This is a genomic window from Kitasatospora sp. NPDC098663, from assembly GCF_044760075.1.
Taxonomy (GTDB): Bacteria; Actinomycetota; Actinomycetes; order Streptomycetales; family Streptomycetaceae; genus Kitasatospora.
In genome coordinates, this window is sequence record NZ_JBIWAP010000013.1 from 149,165 (window position 1) to 165,365 (window position 16,201).

The following is a 16,201-nucleotide window of genomic DNA, read 5'->3' on the forward strand; positions in this document are numbered from 1 at the left end:
GTCCCTGGACGGTGGCCAGGAGTCAAGCAGGCGCCGGAGGTGGCTGCAAGGTCTTGCTGAAAATTTCAGGGTTCTCGTCGGGGCTCTGCCGGGACGGCCGCGTGGGCCCCCGCCTGCGCCTTGCCCGGGACGACGGTCGCCACAGCGCGCGCCGGCCGGTGGTCGATCACCCGGAAGGCGATCAGCGCGGCCAGCAGCAGGACGCCCGTCGACACCCAGTTCGCGACCACGTAGCCGTGCACCGTGGCCTGGGCCCGCACCACCGGCGACGAGGCGATCCGGGTGGCCAGGAACGACGCGGTGGCACTGGCCGCGACCGTGTTCAGCAGCGCCGTGCCGAACGAACCGCCCACCTGCTGGGCCGAGTTGATGGTCGCCGAGGCCGCGCCCGCCTCGCGCGGGGAGACCCCGAGGGTGGCCAGGTTCATCGACGGCATGAAGACCAGGCCCATGCCCGAGCCGAGCAGCAGTTCGGCGGGCAGCACCGTGCCGGCCCACGGGCCGTCCACCGTCATCCGGGTCAGCCAGGCCATGCCGGCCGCGGCGAGCAGCAGCCCGGGGCAGACCAGGTTCCGGGTCGGCACCCTGGTCATCAGCCGGGCCGCGAAGCCGGTCGAACTGAGCACGATGGCGGCCGTCATGGGCAGGAAGGAGACGCCCGACAGCACCGGCGAGAAGTGCTTGATGACCTGGAGGTAGTAGGTGAGGAAGAGGAACAGGCCGAACATGCCGATCATGGCCAGGCCGACCGAGAGGGCGGCGCCGCCGCGGTTGCGGTCGGCGACGATGTGCAGCGGCAGCAGCGGGTGCGCGGTGCGCCTCTCGACCAGGACGAACACCGCGAGCAGCGCCAGGCCGGCGGCCAGCGAACCGAGCACCAGCCCGTCGCCCCAGGTCCGGGTGACGGCCTCGGAGGTGCCGAAGACGATCGCCAGCAGGCCGCCGCAGCCGAGCAGCGCGCCGGGCAGGTCGAGCCGGACCCGGCGCCCCCCGGCGGCGCTGTCGCGCTCCAGGAGGCCGGTGGCCGCGAGGGCCGCGGCGGCGGCGATCGGGACGTTGACGAACAGGCACCAGCGCCAGTCCAGGTACTCGGTCAGCAGCCCGCCCAGGATCAGGCCGAGTGCGGAGCCGCCAGCGGCGATCGCGCCGAAGACGCCGAAGGCCGTACTGCGCTCCCTGGGATCCGTGAAGGTGGTGGAGAGCAGTCCCAGGGCCGAGGGGGCGAGCAGGGCGCTGAACCCGCCCTGGAGGGCGCGGGCGCCGAAGAGCATGGCCGAGCCGTCCGCCGAGCCGCCGAGGGCGGAGGCGGCGGCGAAGCCCAGCAGGCCGACGGTGAAGACGCGCTTGCGGCCGAAGAGGTCGCCCAGCCGCCCGCCGAGCAGCAGCAGGCCGCCGAAGGCGAGCGTGTAGGCGGTGATCACCCACTGCCGGTCGGCGTCGGAGATGCCCAGGTCCCGCTGGGCCGACGGCAGCGCGATGTTCACGATGGTGACGTCGAGGACGATCATGAGCTGGGCGACGGCGATGACCGCCAGCGCCCACCAGCGGCGGCTGTCCGCGTTCTCATGACCGGTGGCGGTTCGCGCAGACACTGGTCAGCCTTCCGGAGGGGTACGGAGGGGTCACGCAGTCGGGGATGTCACGCAGTCGCCTTCAAGCGAAGCTCTCGCACGGTCGGATGGCAAGGAAAAACCTCACCAAATCGACCTTTTCGGACCAAAGGACCAGCGGCCCCGGGACTCGCGGACGAGGCCCGGGGCCGGCTGCCGCCCTACAGCGCGGACAGCTCGTCGACCAGGTCGTCCAGCCCCAGCGAGCCCTGCGAGAGCGCCGCCATGTGCCAGGCCTTGAGGTCGAACTCCTCGCCACGCGCCTCGTGCGCCGCCCGCGCCGCCGCCCGGCCGCGCAGCCAGGCGCGCTCGCCCAGCTTGTAGCCGATGGCCTGGCCGGGCATGCCCAGGTAGCGGACCAGTTCGCTGTCCAGGTAGTCGGGGGTCAGGCCGCAGTACCGGCCGAAGAACTCCCGGGCCGCCTCCGGGCTGACCGGCTCGCCCGGCAGGTACGGGGAGTCGGCCGGGAAGTCCAGGCCCGCGTGCATGCCGATGTCGACGATCACCCGCAGCGCGCGCATCATCTGCGCGTTGAGGTAGCCGAGGCGGTGGCCCGGGTCGGTGAGGTAGCCGAGCTCGTCCATCAGGCGCTCGGCATACAGCGCCCAGCCCTCCAGGTTGGCGCTCACCCCGCCCAGGCTGACCTGGTAGGTGGAGAGCCGGTCCGCGACGTAGTTCCACTGCGCGAGCTGCAGGTGGTGGCCCGGGACGCCCTCGTGGTACCAGGTGGAGACCAGGTCCCAGACCGGGAAGCGCTCCCGGCCGAGCGCCGGCAGCCAGGTCCGCCCGGGGCGGCTGAAGTCCAGCGAGGGCGCGCTGTAGTACGGCGCGGCCGCACTGCCGGCCGGGGCGATCCTCGACTCGACCCGGGTGATCGGCTCGGCCAGGTCGAAGTGGGTGCCCTGGAGGTCCCGGACCGCCCGGTCCATCAGCTCCTGGAGGTACACCCGGGTGGCCTCGGCCCCCTGCACGGCCGGGCCGTCCGACTCCAGCCACTTCATCGCCGCCATCGGGCCGGCGCCCGGGCGGACCTTCTCGGCCTCGGCCTCCATCTGCGCGAGCAGGTCGTGGAACTCGCTCCAGGCCCACCCGTAGGCCTCGTCCAGGTCCAGGTCGGAGCCGGTCCAGAAGCGGACGAAGCGGCGGTAGCGCTCCCGGCCGGTGGTGTCGGAGGTGCCGGCGGCGGCCGGGCCGTAGACGTCGCGCAGCCAGTCGCGCAGGGCGGCCAGCGCCTCACCGGCGGCCAGCGCGGGCCCGGACAGCTCGGCGCGCAGGCCCTCCGGCGCGCCCTGGACGAACTCGCCGAACCAGCCGCCGGGGACGTCCCCCTCCAGCCACTCGCCGAGCTGCCCGACCACGGTGTCCACCTGGCGCGGGCCGGACAGCAGGCCGCGCTCGATGCCGGCGGCCAGCGTCTCCCGGTACTGCGCCAGCGCGAGCGGGACTCGGGCCAGCCGGCGGCCGACCACCTGCCACTCGGCCTCGGTGTCCGTCCCCATCAGGGTGAAGACGTCCCGGACTTCGTGCACCGGGGAGCCCAGGTTGCGCACCGCGCGGAAGTTCTCCCCGGCCTCGTGGACGGCGAGGGAGGCGGTCAGCCGCTCGCGCAGCAGCCGGGCGCAGCGGCGCTCCGCCTCGTCCTGCGCGGCGTCGGAGCGTTCGGCCTCGGCGAGGGCCGCCAGGGTGCGGCGGCCGAGGTCGGCGATCGCCTCGGCACCGGCCGGCGAGAGGTCGGGCAGCCGGTCGTCCTCGGGGCTGAACCCCAGGTAGACCGCGGTCAGCGGGTCGAGTTCGGCCAGGGCCCGGACGTAACCGTCGGCGACGCGGCGCGGGGTGGTGGCGTCGGAGGTGATCAGTTCTTCAACCATTCGGACATCATGGCGTGGCGAGGGCCGAATGCAAGCCTTTACCGGGCGATCGGTGACATGCACCGGCCGAACCCATCGGGCGGGCCCGCACAAACACACGTTCGGGAAACCGCCGCGCGCAACAGGATCCGATCGGGCCCACGCCCATTACGCTGACCGCCATGGAAGCCCGCCCCACCACGGCAACCGACCAGGTGCCCGCCCCGGCCGCACCCGGCCCCCGCCCGCGCCGCACCGGCTACCGGCGGCTGCCGGTGCAGCAGCGCCGCGAACAGCTGATCGCGGTCGCCCTGGAACTGTTCGCCGCCCGGCCGCCCGAGGAGGTGGGCCTGGACGACGTCGCCGAGGCCGCCGGCGCCTCCCGCCCGCTGGTCTACCGCTACTTTGCGGGCGGCAAGCAGCAGTTGTACGAGGCGGCGCTGCGCAGCGCCGCCGACGAGCTGACCAGCCGCTTCGCCGTCCCGCTGGCCGGGACCCCGTCCGAGCAGCTGGCGGCCGTCCTGGACGGCTACTTCGCCTTCGTGGCCGAGCACGACGCCGGCTACTCGGCGCTGCTGCGCGGCGGTTCGGTGGTGGAGACGGCCCGCACCTCGGCGATCGTCGACGACGTCCGGCGGGCGGCGCTCAAGCGGACCCTGCGGCACCTCGGCGTGCGGGAGGCCGGGCCCCGGCTGACGCTGCTGGTGCGCTCGTGGATCGCGGTGGTCGAGGGCGCGTCGCTGACCTGGCTGGACGAGGGGCGCACGCTGCCGGTGGGCGAGCTGCGCGACTGGCTGGTGGACCAGTTCACGGCGATGGCGGCGGCGACCGCGCTGCACGACCCGCAGACCGCGCAGGTGCTGGCCGTGCTGCTCGCGCTGGAGGGGCCGCAGGCGTCGCGGGCCGAGCGGCTGCGCGAGGTGCTGGCGGCCCGGTGACCCGACCCCCGTGCCCGGGGTCGGGGCGGCCGGTGCCGCGCCGGCGGGGCGTTACGCCCTGCCGAGCACCTGCCGCTGGCGGCCGAGGCCCTCGATCTCGATCTCGACGATGTCGCCCGGGGCCAGGAACGGCGTGCCGGGGTGGCCCAGGGTGACGCCGGCCGGGGTGCCGGTGACGATCACGTCGCCCGGCTCCAGGACCATGAACTGGCTGACGTAGCAGACCAGTTCGAGCACCGGGAAGATCATCTTGCCGGTGTTGCCGTCCTGCCGCAGCCCGCCGTTGACCCACAGCCGCAGCGGCAGCTGCTGCGGGTCGGCCACCTCGTCCGCGGTGACCAGCCAGGGCCCCAGCGGGGTGAAGGTCTCCGCCGACTTGCCCTTGTCCCACTGGCCGCCGCGCTCGAACTGGAAGGCCCGTTCGGTGACGTCGTTGGCGATCGTGTAGCCGGCGATCACCGCCGCGGCCTCCTCGTGCCCGGCCAGGTAGCGGGCGGTGCGGCCGATCACGACGGCCAGCTCGGCCTCGTAGTCGGTCTTCTCGCCGCCGCGCGGCACCAGCACCTCGTCGTACGGGCCGACCACGGTACAGCTCGGCTTGAGGAAGATCACCGGCTCGTCCGGGGCCGCGACCCCGGCCTCGGCGGCGTGGTCGCGGTAGTTGAGCCCGATGCCGACCACCTTGCCCGGGCGGGCGACCGGCGCGCCCACCCGCTGCCCGGCGAGGTCCACCCGGGGCAGCGCCCCGGCGGCCACGTCCCGCGCCAGGGCGGCGGTGTCCAGCCCGGCCAGGAAGGCCCCGTCGATGTCCCGGGCACGCCCGGAGAGGTCGTACCCGATGCCGTCCTGGCCCAGCACGACCGGGCGCTCGGCGCCCGGGGGTCCGACGCGGAGGAGCTTCATCGATCCGTCACCAGCCTTTTCGTCGCAGCTCGCCGGGGCGGCCGAAGACACCGCACCCGACTCCGGCAACGAGGTATATCAACGCCACCGGTCGGTGGACCAGACAGTCCCGGTGGGCGGATTCCTATCAATTCCCACAGCCGCCACAGACGCCGAATCAGCGGCCCGCACGGTTGACAGCCTCCCGCCCGCACTCCGCCGCGGGCCCTCAGCCGCCCTGCGGGTCGCCGCCGAGCAGGCCGGCCAGGCTCAGCGCCCGCGGCCGGCCCGGCCCGCTCCGGGCGGCCTCCCGGTGCCAGCGGTCCAGGTCGCGCAGCACGTCGGCCCGGACGTCCGGTTCGGCGGCCGGCTCCGCGGCCAGCTCGCGCAGCAGCGCGACGGCGGTGCCCGGGCTGCCGTCCCGGGCCAGCCACAGGGCCAGGTCGTGGCAGGTGCGCAGGGTGCGCGGGTCGGCCGGGCCGCAGATCCGGGCAAGGTCGGGGATGAGCCCGGTGAGCATCTCGACGGCCTCCCCGGGGGCGCCCTGCGCGCCGCGCCGCCAGGCCTGGTCGGCCCGGCGGCGCAGTTGCTCCGGGCTGGGGTCGTCCGGGCGGAGCACCCCCGGCCGGACCCGGCGCAGCCGTTCCAGCACCTCGACGGCGGTGGCCGGCCGGTCCGCGGGCCGCTTGGCGAGCAGCCCGGCGACCAGGTCGGCCAGCGCCGGATCGGTGCTGCGCACCCGGGGCGGGGTCTCCTCCAGGTGCTTGTACATGTACTCGGCGGCCGAGGAGGCGCGGAACGGGCGCCGCCCGGTGCAGAGTTCGTACAGCATGACGCCGAGCGCGTAGAGGTCGGCCCGGCCGTCCACGGCGGCGCCGGACCAGCACTCGGGCGCCAGGTACGGGACGGTGCCGACCACGCTGCCGGTGGAGGTGAGCACCGCGGACTGGGTGAGCAGCCGGGCGATGCCGAAGTCCAGCACCTTGGCCCTGCCGCCCGCGTCGACCATCACGTTCTCGGGCTTGATGTCGCGGTGGACGACGCCCGAGCGGTGCGCGGCGTCCAGGGCCTTGCAGACCTGGCGCATCCACCTCAGCGCGGCCTCCTGGTCCGGGACGCCGTCCTTGAGGATGTCGGACAGGGCCCGGCCGCGAACCAGTTCCAGCACCAGGTAGTGGGTCCCCCCGGCGGCGGTCGTGACCAGGCCGTAGTCGTACACGGTCACGATGTGCGGATTGGAGAGGCCGCCGGCCGTGCGGGCCTCGCGGACGAACCGCCCGACGGCCTCCCGGTCGGCGGCGTGCTCCGCCAGCAGCAGCTTGACCGCGACCTCGCGGTCGAGCCGCTGGTCGGTCGCCTTCCAGACCACGCCGAAGCCGCCCCTGCCCAGCCACTCGTCCAGCCGGTACCGGCCGTCGAGCACCTCCCCCTGCTGCATGTCCTCCCCCAAGTCCGCCGTGTCCGGGCGGTGTTCGCCGTCGGAGGGGTCACCATAGCGGCGGGGGGCGGCGAACGGGTGAACGGACGGGCCCTACGGCTTGGGCAACCCGGGCGGGTTGACCTCGGAGGTCGGCACCGCCTCGTTGTCCAGGCCCCAGCGCTTGAGCACCTGGCCGTAGCTGCCGTTCCTGATCACCTCGTTCAGCGCCCCGTTGAGCGCCTGGACCAGTCCGTTGCCCTTGCGGGTGGTCGCGGCGATCTTGCCGAGGACGTCCGCGCCGCCGCCCGAGTAGGTGCCGACGATCTCGGTCTCGCCGGTCTGCGCGACGTGGAAGGCCAGGCTGGGATTGGGGCCGACGTAGGCGTCGATCCGGCCGGAGGAGAGCGCCAGGTAGAACTCGGTGCCCTGGAAGTACTTGATGTCGATCGGCTTGAGGCCGTTCCTGGTGTTCTCCTCGCTCCAGGAGATCAGCAGCTTCTCCTGGTTGGTGCCGGAGGAGACGCCGACCGTCCTGCCCGCCAGGTCCTTGGCGCCGGTCACCTTGAGGCCGCTGCCCTTCCTGGCCTCGAAGCCGAGGACGTCCAGCCGGTAGGTGGCGAAGTCGTACTTCTCCTTGCGCGCCTCGGTGACGGTGATGTTCGAGAGGCCGACGTCGTACTTGCCGCTGTCCAGGCCGACGAAGATGTTCTCCCAGGAGACCGGGTTGAACTCGACCTTGAGGCCGAGCACGTTGCCGACCAGGGTGGCGATGTCCGGCTCGACGCCGATGACGGTCCTGTCGTCGTTGGCGTAGAAGTCCAGCGGCGGGGTGGTGCCGAGGGAGTCGACGACGGCCAGTGTCCCTCTCCTCCTGATCTCCTCCGGGACGAGCGCCGCGATCGCGTCGACCTTGGCCGTGGTCACCCGGTTCTGGTCGGCCGTCAGGTTCACCACGGCGCCGTTCGGCGCGGTGCTGCCCTTGGCCGGGGCGAGTTCCGCCGTGGCTCCCGAGGACGCGCCGCCGCAGGCGGTCAGGGCGAGGGCGGCGGCGAGGGCGCCGGCGGCGGTCACCAGGGCGCGACGGGGTAGGGGCATGGCGGAACTCCTGCTCGGTGAAGGGGGTTTCGGTGCGGCGGGAAGGGCTGGGGCAGCTCGGCTCGGGGCAGCCCGGCTCAGAGCACCTTGGCGAGGAAGGCCCGGGTGCGTTCGTGCCGGGGGCGGTCCAGGACCTCGGCCGGCGGGCCCTGCTCGACCACCACACCGCCGTCCATGAAGACGACGGTGTCGGCGACCTCGCGGGCGAAGCCGATCTCGTGGGTGACCACGATCATGGTGGTGCCGGTCCGGGCGAGGTCCTTGATGACGTCCAGCACCTCGCCGACCAGCTCCGGGTCGAGCGCCGAGGTGGGCTCGTCGAACAGCAGCACCTTCGGCTCCAGGGCCAGCGCCCGGGCGATCGCCACCCGCTGCTGCTGGCCGCCGGAGAGCTGCCGGGGGTACGCGGCGGCCTTGTCGGCCAGCCCGACCCGCTCCAGCAGCGCCAGCGCCGTCGCCCTGGCCTCGGCCCGGGGGCGGCGCAGCGCGGCGATCGGCGCCTCGACCAGGTTCTCCAGCACGGTGAGGTGCGGGAACAGGTTGAAGTTCTGGAACACGAAGCCGATGTGGGTGCGCTGGCGCAGCACCTCGCGCTCCTTGAGCTCGTACAGCCGGTCGCCGGAGCGCCGGTAGCCGATCAGCTCGCCGTCGATGGCGACGTAGCCGCCGTCGAGCTTCTCCAGGTGGTTGATCGCGCGCAGCAGCGTGGACTTGCCGGAGCCGGACGGGCCGAGCACCACGGTGACCGAGCCGGCCGGGACGTCCAGGTCGACGCCGCGCAGCACCTCCAGTGGCCCGAAGCTCTTGTGCAGGCCGCGGACCTGCACCATCGGCGCGGCGGCCGGTTCGGTCCTGGTGAGCGTGGTCATCGACGTCCTCCGGTGGTGTGCGCGGTCGCGGCGCGGGTGGCCGGCGTGCGGGCGGTCGGCGTGCGGGCGGGCAGGCTCCGGACGAAGGCCCGGACGCGCTGGAGCGGGGTGGGCGGCGGGGTGCGCTGCGCGCCGCGGGCGAAGTAGCGCTCGACGTAGTACTGGCCGATGGACAGCACCGTGGTCAGCAGCACGTACCAGACGGTGGCGACCATCAGCAGCGGCACCACCCGGCCGGTCCGGCCGTACACCACCTGGGCCTGGTAGAAGAGCTCGCCGATGGCCATCACGTAGACCACCGAGGTGCCCTTGAGCAGCGAGATCACCTCGTTGGCGGCGGACGGCAGGATGCCGCGCATCGCCTGCGGCAGCACGATCCGCCAGCCCTGGCGCCAGCGCGGGATGCCGAGCGCGGTGGCGGCCTCCCGCTGGCCGGCGTCCACCGCGATGACGCCGCCGCGGATGATCTCGGCGGCGAACGCGGCCTGGTGCAGCCCGAGGCCGAGCACGGCGGCGCCGAGCGCGCTCAGCACGCCGACCGTCTCGAAGTCCCCGAAGGTCGGGCCGAACGGGATGCCGATCCCGAACCGCTTGTAGAGGTACGACAGGTTGAACCAGAACACCAGCTGGACGATCAGCGGGATCGAGCGGAACACCCACACGTACGCCCAGGCGATGGACTGGAGGATCGCGCTGCGGGACAGCCGCATCGCGGCCACCACGGCGCCCAGCAGGAAGCCCAGCCCGGTGCCGTAGGCGGTGAGTTCGAGGGTGCGGCCGACCGCCTGGACGATCGTGTCGGCGGTGAAGTAGACCCGGAAGGTGGCCCAGTCCCAGCCGGGGTTGGTGGCCAGGCCGTGGGCGAACTGGGCGAGCACGACGAGGGCGGCGACCCCGATCCCCCAGCGCCAGGGGTGCCGGGCGGGGACGGCCCGCAGACCGGCCAGTTCGTCGAGGTCCAGGCGGGGGCCGGTGCCCGGACCGGGATCGGGTCCGGACGCCGGTGCCCGCTCGGCCTGGGCCTGGGCCTGGGCCTGGGCTTGGGCCTGGGACGTCGCGGTGGTGCTGGCGGTCATCGGGGGGCTCCTTCGGCAGACCCGGGGATCACTGGTGTTCGGGCGGGCTGATCAGGGACTCCTTGATCGCCGATTCGGCGACCCCCCACTTCCTGAGGATCCGCTCGTACGTCCCGTCCTTGATCAGCTGGTTGACCGCCGCCTGGAAGGCCGGGGTGAGCTTCGAGCCCTTCTTGAACGCGAAGCCGACGTCCAGCCGGTGGAACTCGCCGAGGAAGCGCGTCCCGGAGGCCTCCTGCGCGGCCTGGTAGCGCAGGCCGTTGATGGTGGACATCAGGACGTCGACCCGGCCCTGCTGGAGGCCGGTGAGCACGGCCCCGGGGTCGCTGAACGCCCTGACCTCGTACGGCTTCTTCCCGGCGTCGGTGCAGGCGGTGCGCTTCGCGTTCAGCGTGGTCTCGAAGGTGGTGCCGGCACCGGTGCCGATGGTCAGCCCGCAGAGCTGGAGCAGGTCGGTGACCGGCTGGACGGCCTGGTTGTCCTTGCGGACCGCGAAGCCCTGGCCGTCGTCGATGTAGGTGACGAAGTCGATGGTCTTCAACCGGGCCGTGGTGACCCCGAAGTTGCCGGTGCCGACGTCGAACTTGCCGCTGTCCAGGGCGGGCAGGATGGTCTCGAAGGCGGCCTCCTGGCGCTGCACGGTCAGGCCGAGCAGCCTGGCCACCGCATCGGTGAAGTCCACGTCGATCCCGGCCGGCTTCTTGCTGGCCTGGTCGGCGTAGAAGGCGGTGGGCGGCGAGCCGAAGGACGCGCCGAAGGTCAGCGTGCCGGCCTTGCGGACCTCCTCGGGCAGCAGCGCGGCGGCGGCGTCCGACTTCGCGAGGCCGGAGACGACGTCCTGGGAGACGGCGGTGGCGGCGGGCCCGCTCGCCCCCGCCGGGCCCGCGATCTTCGGGTCCGAGCCGCACGCGGCCAGCGCCAGCACCGGCAGCAGGGCGGTGGCCGCGAGCAGGCGGCGGCGGACGGTGGTGCTTCTCACGGGGGGCCTTTCAGGGGGTCGGAGCCAGCACCGGCAGGTGCTTCTCGAAGGGGAGCGGGCCGATCGGCGTGGGCCCCTCCTGCCCGTCGGCGGGCAAGGAGGGAGGATCGGCGGCGACGTCGAACAGCGGGGTGTAGCCGGACGCCAGGTAGAGGCCCTTGGCCTCGGGCTGGCGCGGACCGGTGGTGAGGTAGATCCGGGCGTAGCCGGCGGCGGCCGCCGTCCGCTCCAGCTCGGCCAGCACCCGGCGGGCCAGGCCGCGGCGGCGGTGCGCGGAGTGCGTCCACATCCGCTTCAGCTCGGCGGTGCGCTCGTCGTACCGCTTGTACCCGCCGCCGGCGACCGGCTCGCCGTCCTCCAGCAGGAGCAGCAGGACGCCGTGCGGCTCGGCGAAGGCGTCCCGGGGGTAGCGGGTCATCTCCTGGTGCGCCTCGGGGCCGTAGCGGCTGACGTACTCGTGGGTGAGCTCGCGCAGCAGCGGTTCGACCAGCGGGTCGTCGATGGTGACCCGCCGGAACTCGGCCGCCGCCGAGCCGGCCCACCGGTCCGGAGCGCTCACGCCTGCACCGCGATCAGCTGGTGCCGGTCCCGCTCGGTCCGCTCGGCGTGCTCGGCCTCCGCCGCGGCCTTGGCGGCGTCCCGCTTGGCGACCTCCTCGCGGACGATCGGGATGACGTGGCGGCCGAAGTCGATCGCGTCGTCGAGCAGGTGGTAGCCGCGGGCGGAGAGGATGTCCACGCCGAGGTCGTAGTAGTCGAGCAGCGCCTCGGCGACCGTCTCCGGGGTGCCGACCAGGGCGTTGGAGTTGCCGGCCCCGCCGGTGGCCGCGGCGGTCGGGGTCCACAGCGCGCGGTCGTAGCGCTCGCCGGCCTCGGCGATCTCGATCAGCCGCTGGGAGCCGGTGTTCTCGGGCGCTGCGGCGCCGAGCGGGCGGCCCCGGCGGACGAGCTCCCCGGACTCCCGGCGGGCCTTGATCGCGGCCACCGTCCGGTGCGCCTTCTCCCAGGCCAGTTCCTCGGTCGGCGCGATGATCGGCCGGAACGCCACCTGGATCCGCGGCACGTCGGTGCGCCCGGCGGCCCGGGCCGCCTCCTTCACCCGCTCGATCTGCTCGGCGGTGCGGGCCAGCGGCTCGCCCCACAGGCAGTAGACGTCCGCCTCGGCGCCGCCGGCCGCGTAGGCGGCGTCCGAGGAGCCGCCGAAGGAGACCCCGGGGCGCGGCTGCTGGACGGGGAAGACGTCGGAGACGAAGTCGTTGAAGCGGTAGTGGGCGCCCTCGTGGTCGAAGGGCTCCCGGCTGGTCCACGCCTTCTTGACGATGCCGATGTACTCGCGGGTGCGCTCGTAGCGCTCGTCCTTGGACAGGAAGTCGCCCTCGCGCTGCTGCTCGTGGTCGCTGCCGCCGGTGATGAAGTGGACGGTCAACCGCCCGTCGCTGATCTGGTCCAGGGTCGCGAAGGTCTTGGCGGCGAAGGTCGGGTAGGAGACGTTCGGCCGGTGCGCCAGCAGGATCTGCAGCCGGTCCAGGTGCGAGGCGAGGAAGGCCGCCGCGGCCGCGGGTTCCGGGGAGCCGGCGCCGTACGCGAAGAGCACCCGGTCCCAGCCGTGGTCCTCGTGGGCCCGGGCCAGCCGCAGGGTGTAGTCGCGGTCGAAGGCCGCGGTGGAGCGGGGGGTGGTCTCCGAGCCGTCGCCGGTGGCGGCGATACCGAGGAATTCGACGGGCATGGCGGAACCTTTCGGGGTGAGCGGAGTCCGGTGGACTGCGGGTGGGCAGGCCGGAGCCGGCCGGGGCGGGGCGGCCGTGGACACGGGTGCGCGGCGGCCGCGCCGACGGTGGGGTCGGCGCGCGCGGCGGGAGGAGTGGGAGGCAGGCGTGGACGAGGGAGTACTGCCGGAGTTCAGTGCGAGGTCGTCGGACGGCAGCGTGCGCCTGGGACGCCGTCAGCTGTGGACGGCTGGTCCCGGCCCGCGGCGGGGCAGACCGAGGGAGGGCTCCCCGCGGGAGATCAGGGCCGGACGGGCGGCCCGCTGCCGGGTCAGCCGCGACACGCCGCGGACCACACCCGACCGAAGTCGATGTGGTCGCGGGTGACCAGGGGCTGCTCGGCGTACATGGCCTCAAGTTGAACAGCCTGCCAAGTGGTCCGTCAACCACCCATCATTGCCGCTCTGTTGCGATCTCCTGTCGCCCTGCGACCGGTCCGCGCCGGGCCCCGGTCGGGGCCCGGACCACCCTTGACAGCCGTCGATCGCGCATGCGTACGATCACGGCGGAGTGCAGTGCACAGTGCCGGCCGCGTTGAGGGACGCGGGCCGGTGCGACGGCCGTACGTGACCACACCCGTACCTCCCGCCCGCCCGCACCTCCGCCAGGAGCCGCCGCCATGGCCACCCCGCAGGACCTCCTCCCCGCCCGCTCCACTGCAGCCCCCGCGGGCGCCCCCGCCCCCGACCGCCCCGCCCCGCCGCCCGATCCCGGCGCCCGGATCGTCGCCCGCCGCCAGCCCGGGCAGTGGGTCTGCGCCGGGATCGCGCTGCTGCTGGCCGCGATGGCCGTCAACTCCGTGGTGCGCAACAGGGCCTTCCAGTGGGACGTGGTCGCCGACTGGTTCACCGCCGGGTCGGTGCTCAACGGCCTCACCCTGACCCTCTGGCTCACCGCCGTCACCCTCGCCCTCGGCTTCGTCCTCGGCACCGGCCTCGCCGTCATGCGGATGTCCGGCAACCCGGTGCTGCGCACCCTGGGTTGGGGCTACATCTGGATCTTCCGCTCCACCCCGCCGCTGGTGCAGCTGCTGTTCTTCTTCAACATCGGCGCGCTCTACCCGACCCTCGGCCTGGGCATCCCGTTCGGCCCCGAGTTCGTCACCGTCAGGACCGTCAACCTGATCGGCCCCACCCTCACCGCCGTCATCGGCCTCACGTTGCTGGAGACCGCGTACGCCGCCGAGGTGATCCGCGGCGGCATCCTGTCCGTCGACCGGGGCCAGCTGGAGGCCGCCTCGGCGCTCGGCCTCGGCCGGTGGCGGGTGCTGCGCCGGATCGTCGTCCCGCAGGCGATGCGCTCGATCGTGCCGACCGCCGGGAACATGCTGATCAGCGCGCTCAAGGGCACCAGCATCGTCAGCGTGCTGGCCGTCTCCGACCTGCTCTACTCGGTGCAGCTGGTCTACCTGCAGTCGTACCGGGTCATCCCGATGCTGGTGGTCGCCACCATCTGGTACCTGGTGGTCACCACCCTGCTGTCCGTCGGCCAGTACTACGTCGAGCGCCACTACGCCAAGGGCGCCACCCGGGACGGCCTGCCGCCCACCCCGCTCCAGCGGGCCCGGGCCGCCCTGCGGCGGCTGCGCGAGGTGGCGGCATGAGTCTTCTGGTGATCGTCGGCGCGGGCCCGCGGGGCACCGGGCTGCTGGAGCGGATCGCCGCCAACGCGGCCGAACTCCTGCCCGCCGAACGGCCGTTGCACGTCCACCTGGTCGACCCGCACCCGCCCGGCGCGGGCCGGATCTGGCGCCACGAACAGTCCCCGCTGCTGCGGATGAACTCGATGGCCGAGGACGTCACCATGTTCACCGACGAGCGCTCGACCATCGACGGGCCGGTCCGCCCGGGCCCCTCGCTGGCCCAATGGGCGCTCCGGCGGCGGGAGTTCGCGCCCTACCGGGAGGTCGCCGACCCGGCCGTCCGGGCCGAACTGGACACCCTCGCGCCCACCGACTTCCCCACCCGCCGGGCCCAGAGCGCCTACCTGGACTGGGTGTTCCGCCGCGCCGTCGCCGACCTGCCCCCGCACGTCACGGTCACCGTGCACCGGGACACCGTCCGGCGGATCGACGGCCCGCCCGACGGCCCGCAGACCGTCCACCTCACCGGCCGGACGCTCACCGCCGACCACGTCGCCCTCACCCTCGGCCACCTCGACTCCACCCCGCACCCCCGGTACGCCGCCGACGCCGACTTCGCCGCCCGGCACGGCCGCTTCCACCTCCCGCCCGCCTACTCCGCCGACGCCGACCTGGACGGCATCGCCCCCGGCGAGCACGTCGTGCTGCGCGGCCTCGGTCTGGCCTCCGTCGACCTGGTCGCCCTGCTCACCGAAGGGCGCGGCGGCCGCTTCGAGCCCACCGGGGGCGGGCTGCGCTACCGCCCGTCCGGCCGCGAACCGGTGCTGCACCTCGGCTCCCGGCGCGGCGTCCCCTACCACTCCAAGACCGGCTACCGCCTCCAGGGGCCGCCCGCCCCGCTCCCCCGGTACTTCGACGCGGCCGCCGTGGACGCCGTCCTCGCCACCGACGGGCCGCTCGAACTCCGGCGCGACTTCTGGCCGTTGATGGCCAAGGAGACCGCCTTCGGGCACTACCACGAGCTGTTCCACGCCCACCCCGAGCGCACCGCGCTGCCCTGGCCGGAGTTCCTGGCCCGGTTCGACCGGCACGACTGGTACTCCCCCGACCTGGCCGCCCTGGTCGCCGAGGCCGTACCCGACCCGGCCGACCGGATCGACTTCGAACGGCTCGACCACCCGCTGGCCGGCCTCGAACTGGGCTCCGCCGAGGAGCTCCAGCGGCACCTGCGCGCCTACGTCACCGCCGACGCCGACCGCCGTGCCGACCCCGCGCACAGCGCCGACCTCGGCGCCTTCCTCGCCCTGCTCTCGCTGTTCGGCCAGCTTCCGCGCATCCTCGCGACCGGCCGGCTCACCGCCCGCTCGGTCGCCGAGGAGGTGGACGGGTGGTTCTTCGGCTACTTCAGCTACCTGGCCTCCGGCCCGCCCGGCTTCCGGCTGCGCCAGTTGCTCGCCCTCTCCGAGGCCGGGATCGTGCACTTCCTGGGCGCGGGCGTCCGGGTCGAACGGGACGAGGCCACCGGCACCTGGCGGGCCGGCGGCGACACCGTGCCGGGCCGCACCGTCGCCGCCACCGCCCTGGTCGAGGCGTACCTGCCCAAGCACCAGCTGACCCGCACCCTCGACCCGGTGCTGCGCGAACTGCACCGCGCCGGGCGGCTCGTGGAGGAGGTGGTCGCCGACGAGGAGTACACCCACCGCTCCGGCCTGGTCACCATCGCCCCCGGCGACAGCCGACTGCTCGACCCGGCCCTGGGCGGCGCCCCGCACCCGCGGCGCACCGCACTCGGCCCGCACACCAGCCTGCGCGCGGCCGCCGCCTTCGCCCGGCCCCGCACCGACTCCCCGGGATTCCGGCAGAACGACGCCGCCGCCCGCGCGCTGCTGCGGGCGCTGGCCGCGCTCCCGACCGCCGCCCCGGGGCCCGTCGCCGATCCGCCGCCCGCCCGCCGCCGCCAGGGCACCCGCCTCGCCGCGCTGTCGGCGGTCGCCGCGCCCGCTCCGCCGTGCGGTCAGCGCACCCCGCCACCGCCGCGCCCGCCCTCCGGCCGGACGAGGGGGGCCTGAAGGCGGGCCCCGGGGCGGCCCGGCCGCGGGTTCAGGGCCCGAAGACCCGTTCGACCCCCCTCCCCCCGT

The 16,201-nt window shown here is 74.1% G+C and carries 13 protein-coding genes; 3 read left to right on the plus strand and 10 right to left on the minus strand.

What is annotated here, in order from left to right:
• Positions 1 to 65: 65 nt before the first annotated feature.
• The gene (locus ACIQVZ_RS16915; RefSeq protein ID WP_402450647.1) at positions 66 to 1,592 is read right to left on the minus strand and encodes an MFS transporter; all 1,527 of its coding nucleotides are present in this window, start codon (positions 1,590 to 1,592) and stop codon (positions 66 to 68) included.
• 179 nt (positions 1,593 to 1,771) lie between these two features.
• Positions 1,772 to 3,478 carry a DUF885 domain-containing protein gene (locus ACIQVZ_RS16920; protein WP_402450650.1) on the minus strand — a complete coding sequence of 569 codons (1,707 nt, stop codon included), beginning with the start codon at positions 3,476 to 3,478 and terminating at the stop codon, positions 1,772 to 1,774.
• 161 nt (positions 3,479 to 3,639) lie between these two features.
• Here ACIQVZ_RS16920 and ACIQVZ_RS16925 point away from each other — a divergent pair, with 161 nt between their 5' ends.
• Complete coding sequence (locus ACIQVZ_RS16925) at positions 3,640 to 4,395, plus strand: TetR/AcrR family transcriptional regulator (RefSeq protein WP_402450653.1); 756 nt, start codon at positions 3,640 to 3,642, stop codon at positions 4,393 to 4,395.
• A 51-nt stretch (positions 4,396 to 4,446) separates the two neighbouring features.
• Here ACIQVZ_RS16925 and ACIQVZ_RS16930 read toward each other — a convergent pair whose 3' ends face one another.
• From ACIQVZ_RS16930 to ACIQVZ_RS16965, 8 genes are all read right to left on the minus strand, one after another.
• Positions 4,447 to 5,298, minus strand: a complete 852-nt coding sequence (locus ACIQVZ_RS16930) for a fumarylacetoacetate hydrolase family protein (protein WP_402450655.1) — start codon at positions 5,296 to 5,298, stop codon at positions 4,447 to 4,449.
• Between the two features lie 208 nt (positions 5,299 to 5,506).
• Positions 5,507 to 6,715 carry a serine/threonine-protein kinase gene (locus ACIQVZ_RS16935; RefSeq protein WP_402450658.1) on the minus strand — a complete coding sequence of 403 codons (1,209 nt, stop codon included), beginning with the start codon at positions 6,713 to 6,715 and terminating at the stop codon, positions 5,507 to 5,509.
• A 93-nt stretch (positions 6,716 to 6,808) separates the two neighbouring features.
• Positions 6,809 to 7,792, minus strand: a complete 984-nt coding sequence (locus tag ACIQVZ_RS16940) for an ABC transporter substrate-binding protein (RefSeq protein WP_402450661.1) — start codon at positions 7,790 to 7,792, stop codon at positions 6,809 to 6,811.
• 77 nt (positions 7,793 to 7,869) lie between these two features.
• A complete protein-coding gene (locus ACIQVZ_RS16945) occupies positions 7,870 to 8,661 on the minus strand; it encodes an amino acid ABC transporter ATP-binding protein (RefSeq protein ID WP_350879624.1) in 792 nt (263 codons plus the stop codon).
• Entirely contained in the window at positions 8,658 to 9,737 is a 1,080-nt protein-coding gene (locus ACIQVZ_RS16950) for an amino acid ABC transporter permease (RefSeq protein WP_402450664.1), read from the minus strand. Before ACIQVZ_RS16950 ends, ACIQVZ_RS16945 begins: the two co-directional genes overlap by 4 nt.
• A gap of 28 nt (positions 9,738 to 9,765) precedes the next feature.
• The gene (locus tag ACIQVZ_RS16955; RefSeq protein WP_402450666.1) at positions 9,766 to 10,716 is read right to left on the minus strand and encodes an ABC transporter substrate-binding protein; all 951 of its coding nucleotides are present in this window, start codon (positions 10,714 to 10,716) and stop codon (positions 9,766 to 9,768) included.
• 10 nt (positions 10,717 to 10,726) lie between these two features.
• A complete protein-coding gene (locus ACIQVZ_RS16960) occupies positions 10,727 to 11,275 on the minus strand; it encodes a GNAT family N-acetyltransferase (protein WP_402450668.1) in 549 nt (182 codons plus the stop codon).
• Entirely contained in the window at positions 11,272 to 12,441 is a 1,170-nt protein-coding gene (locus tag ACIQVZ_RS16965; protein WP_402450671.1) for an LLM class flavin-dependent oxidoreductase, read from the minus strand. The genes ACIQVZ_RS16960 and ACIQVZ_RS16965 overlap by 4 nt, the downstream gene beginning before the upstream one ends.
• 659 nt (positions 12,442 to 13,100) lie before the next feature.
• Here ACIQVZ_RS16965 and ACIQVZ_RS16970 point away from each other — a divergent pair.
• Together ACIQVZ_RS16970 and ACIQVZ_RS16975 are read left to right on the plus strand one after the other, a co-directional pair.
• Complete coding sequence (locus ACIQVZ_RS16970; RefSeq protein WP_402450673.1) at positions 13,101 to 14,084, plus strand: amino acid ABC transporter permease; 984 nt, start codon at positions 13,101 to 13,103, stop codon at positions 14,082 to 14,084.
• Positions 14,081 to 16,132, plus strand: coding sequence for an FAD/NAD(P)-binding protein (locus tag ACIQVZ_RS16975; RefSeq protein ID WP_402450675.1), 2,052 nt, complete (start codon positions 14,081 to 14,083; stop codon positions 16,130 to 16,132). Before ACIQVZ_RS16970 ends, ACIQVZ_RS16975 begins: the two co-directional genes overlap by 4 nt.
• Positions 16,133 to 16,201: the final 69 nt, after the last annotated feature.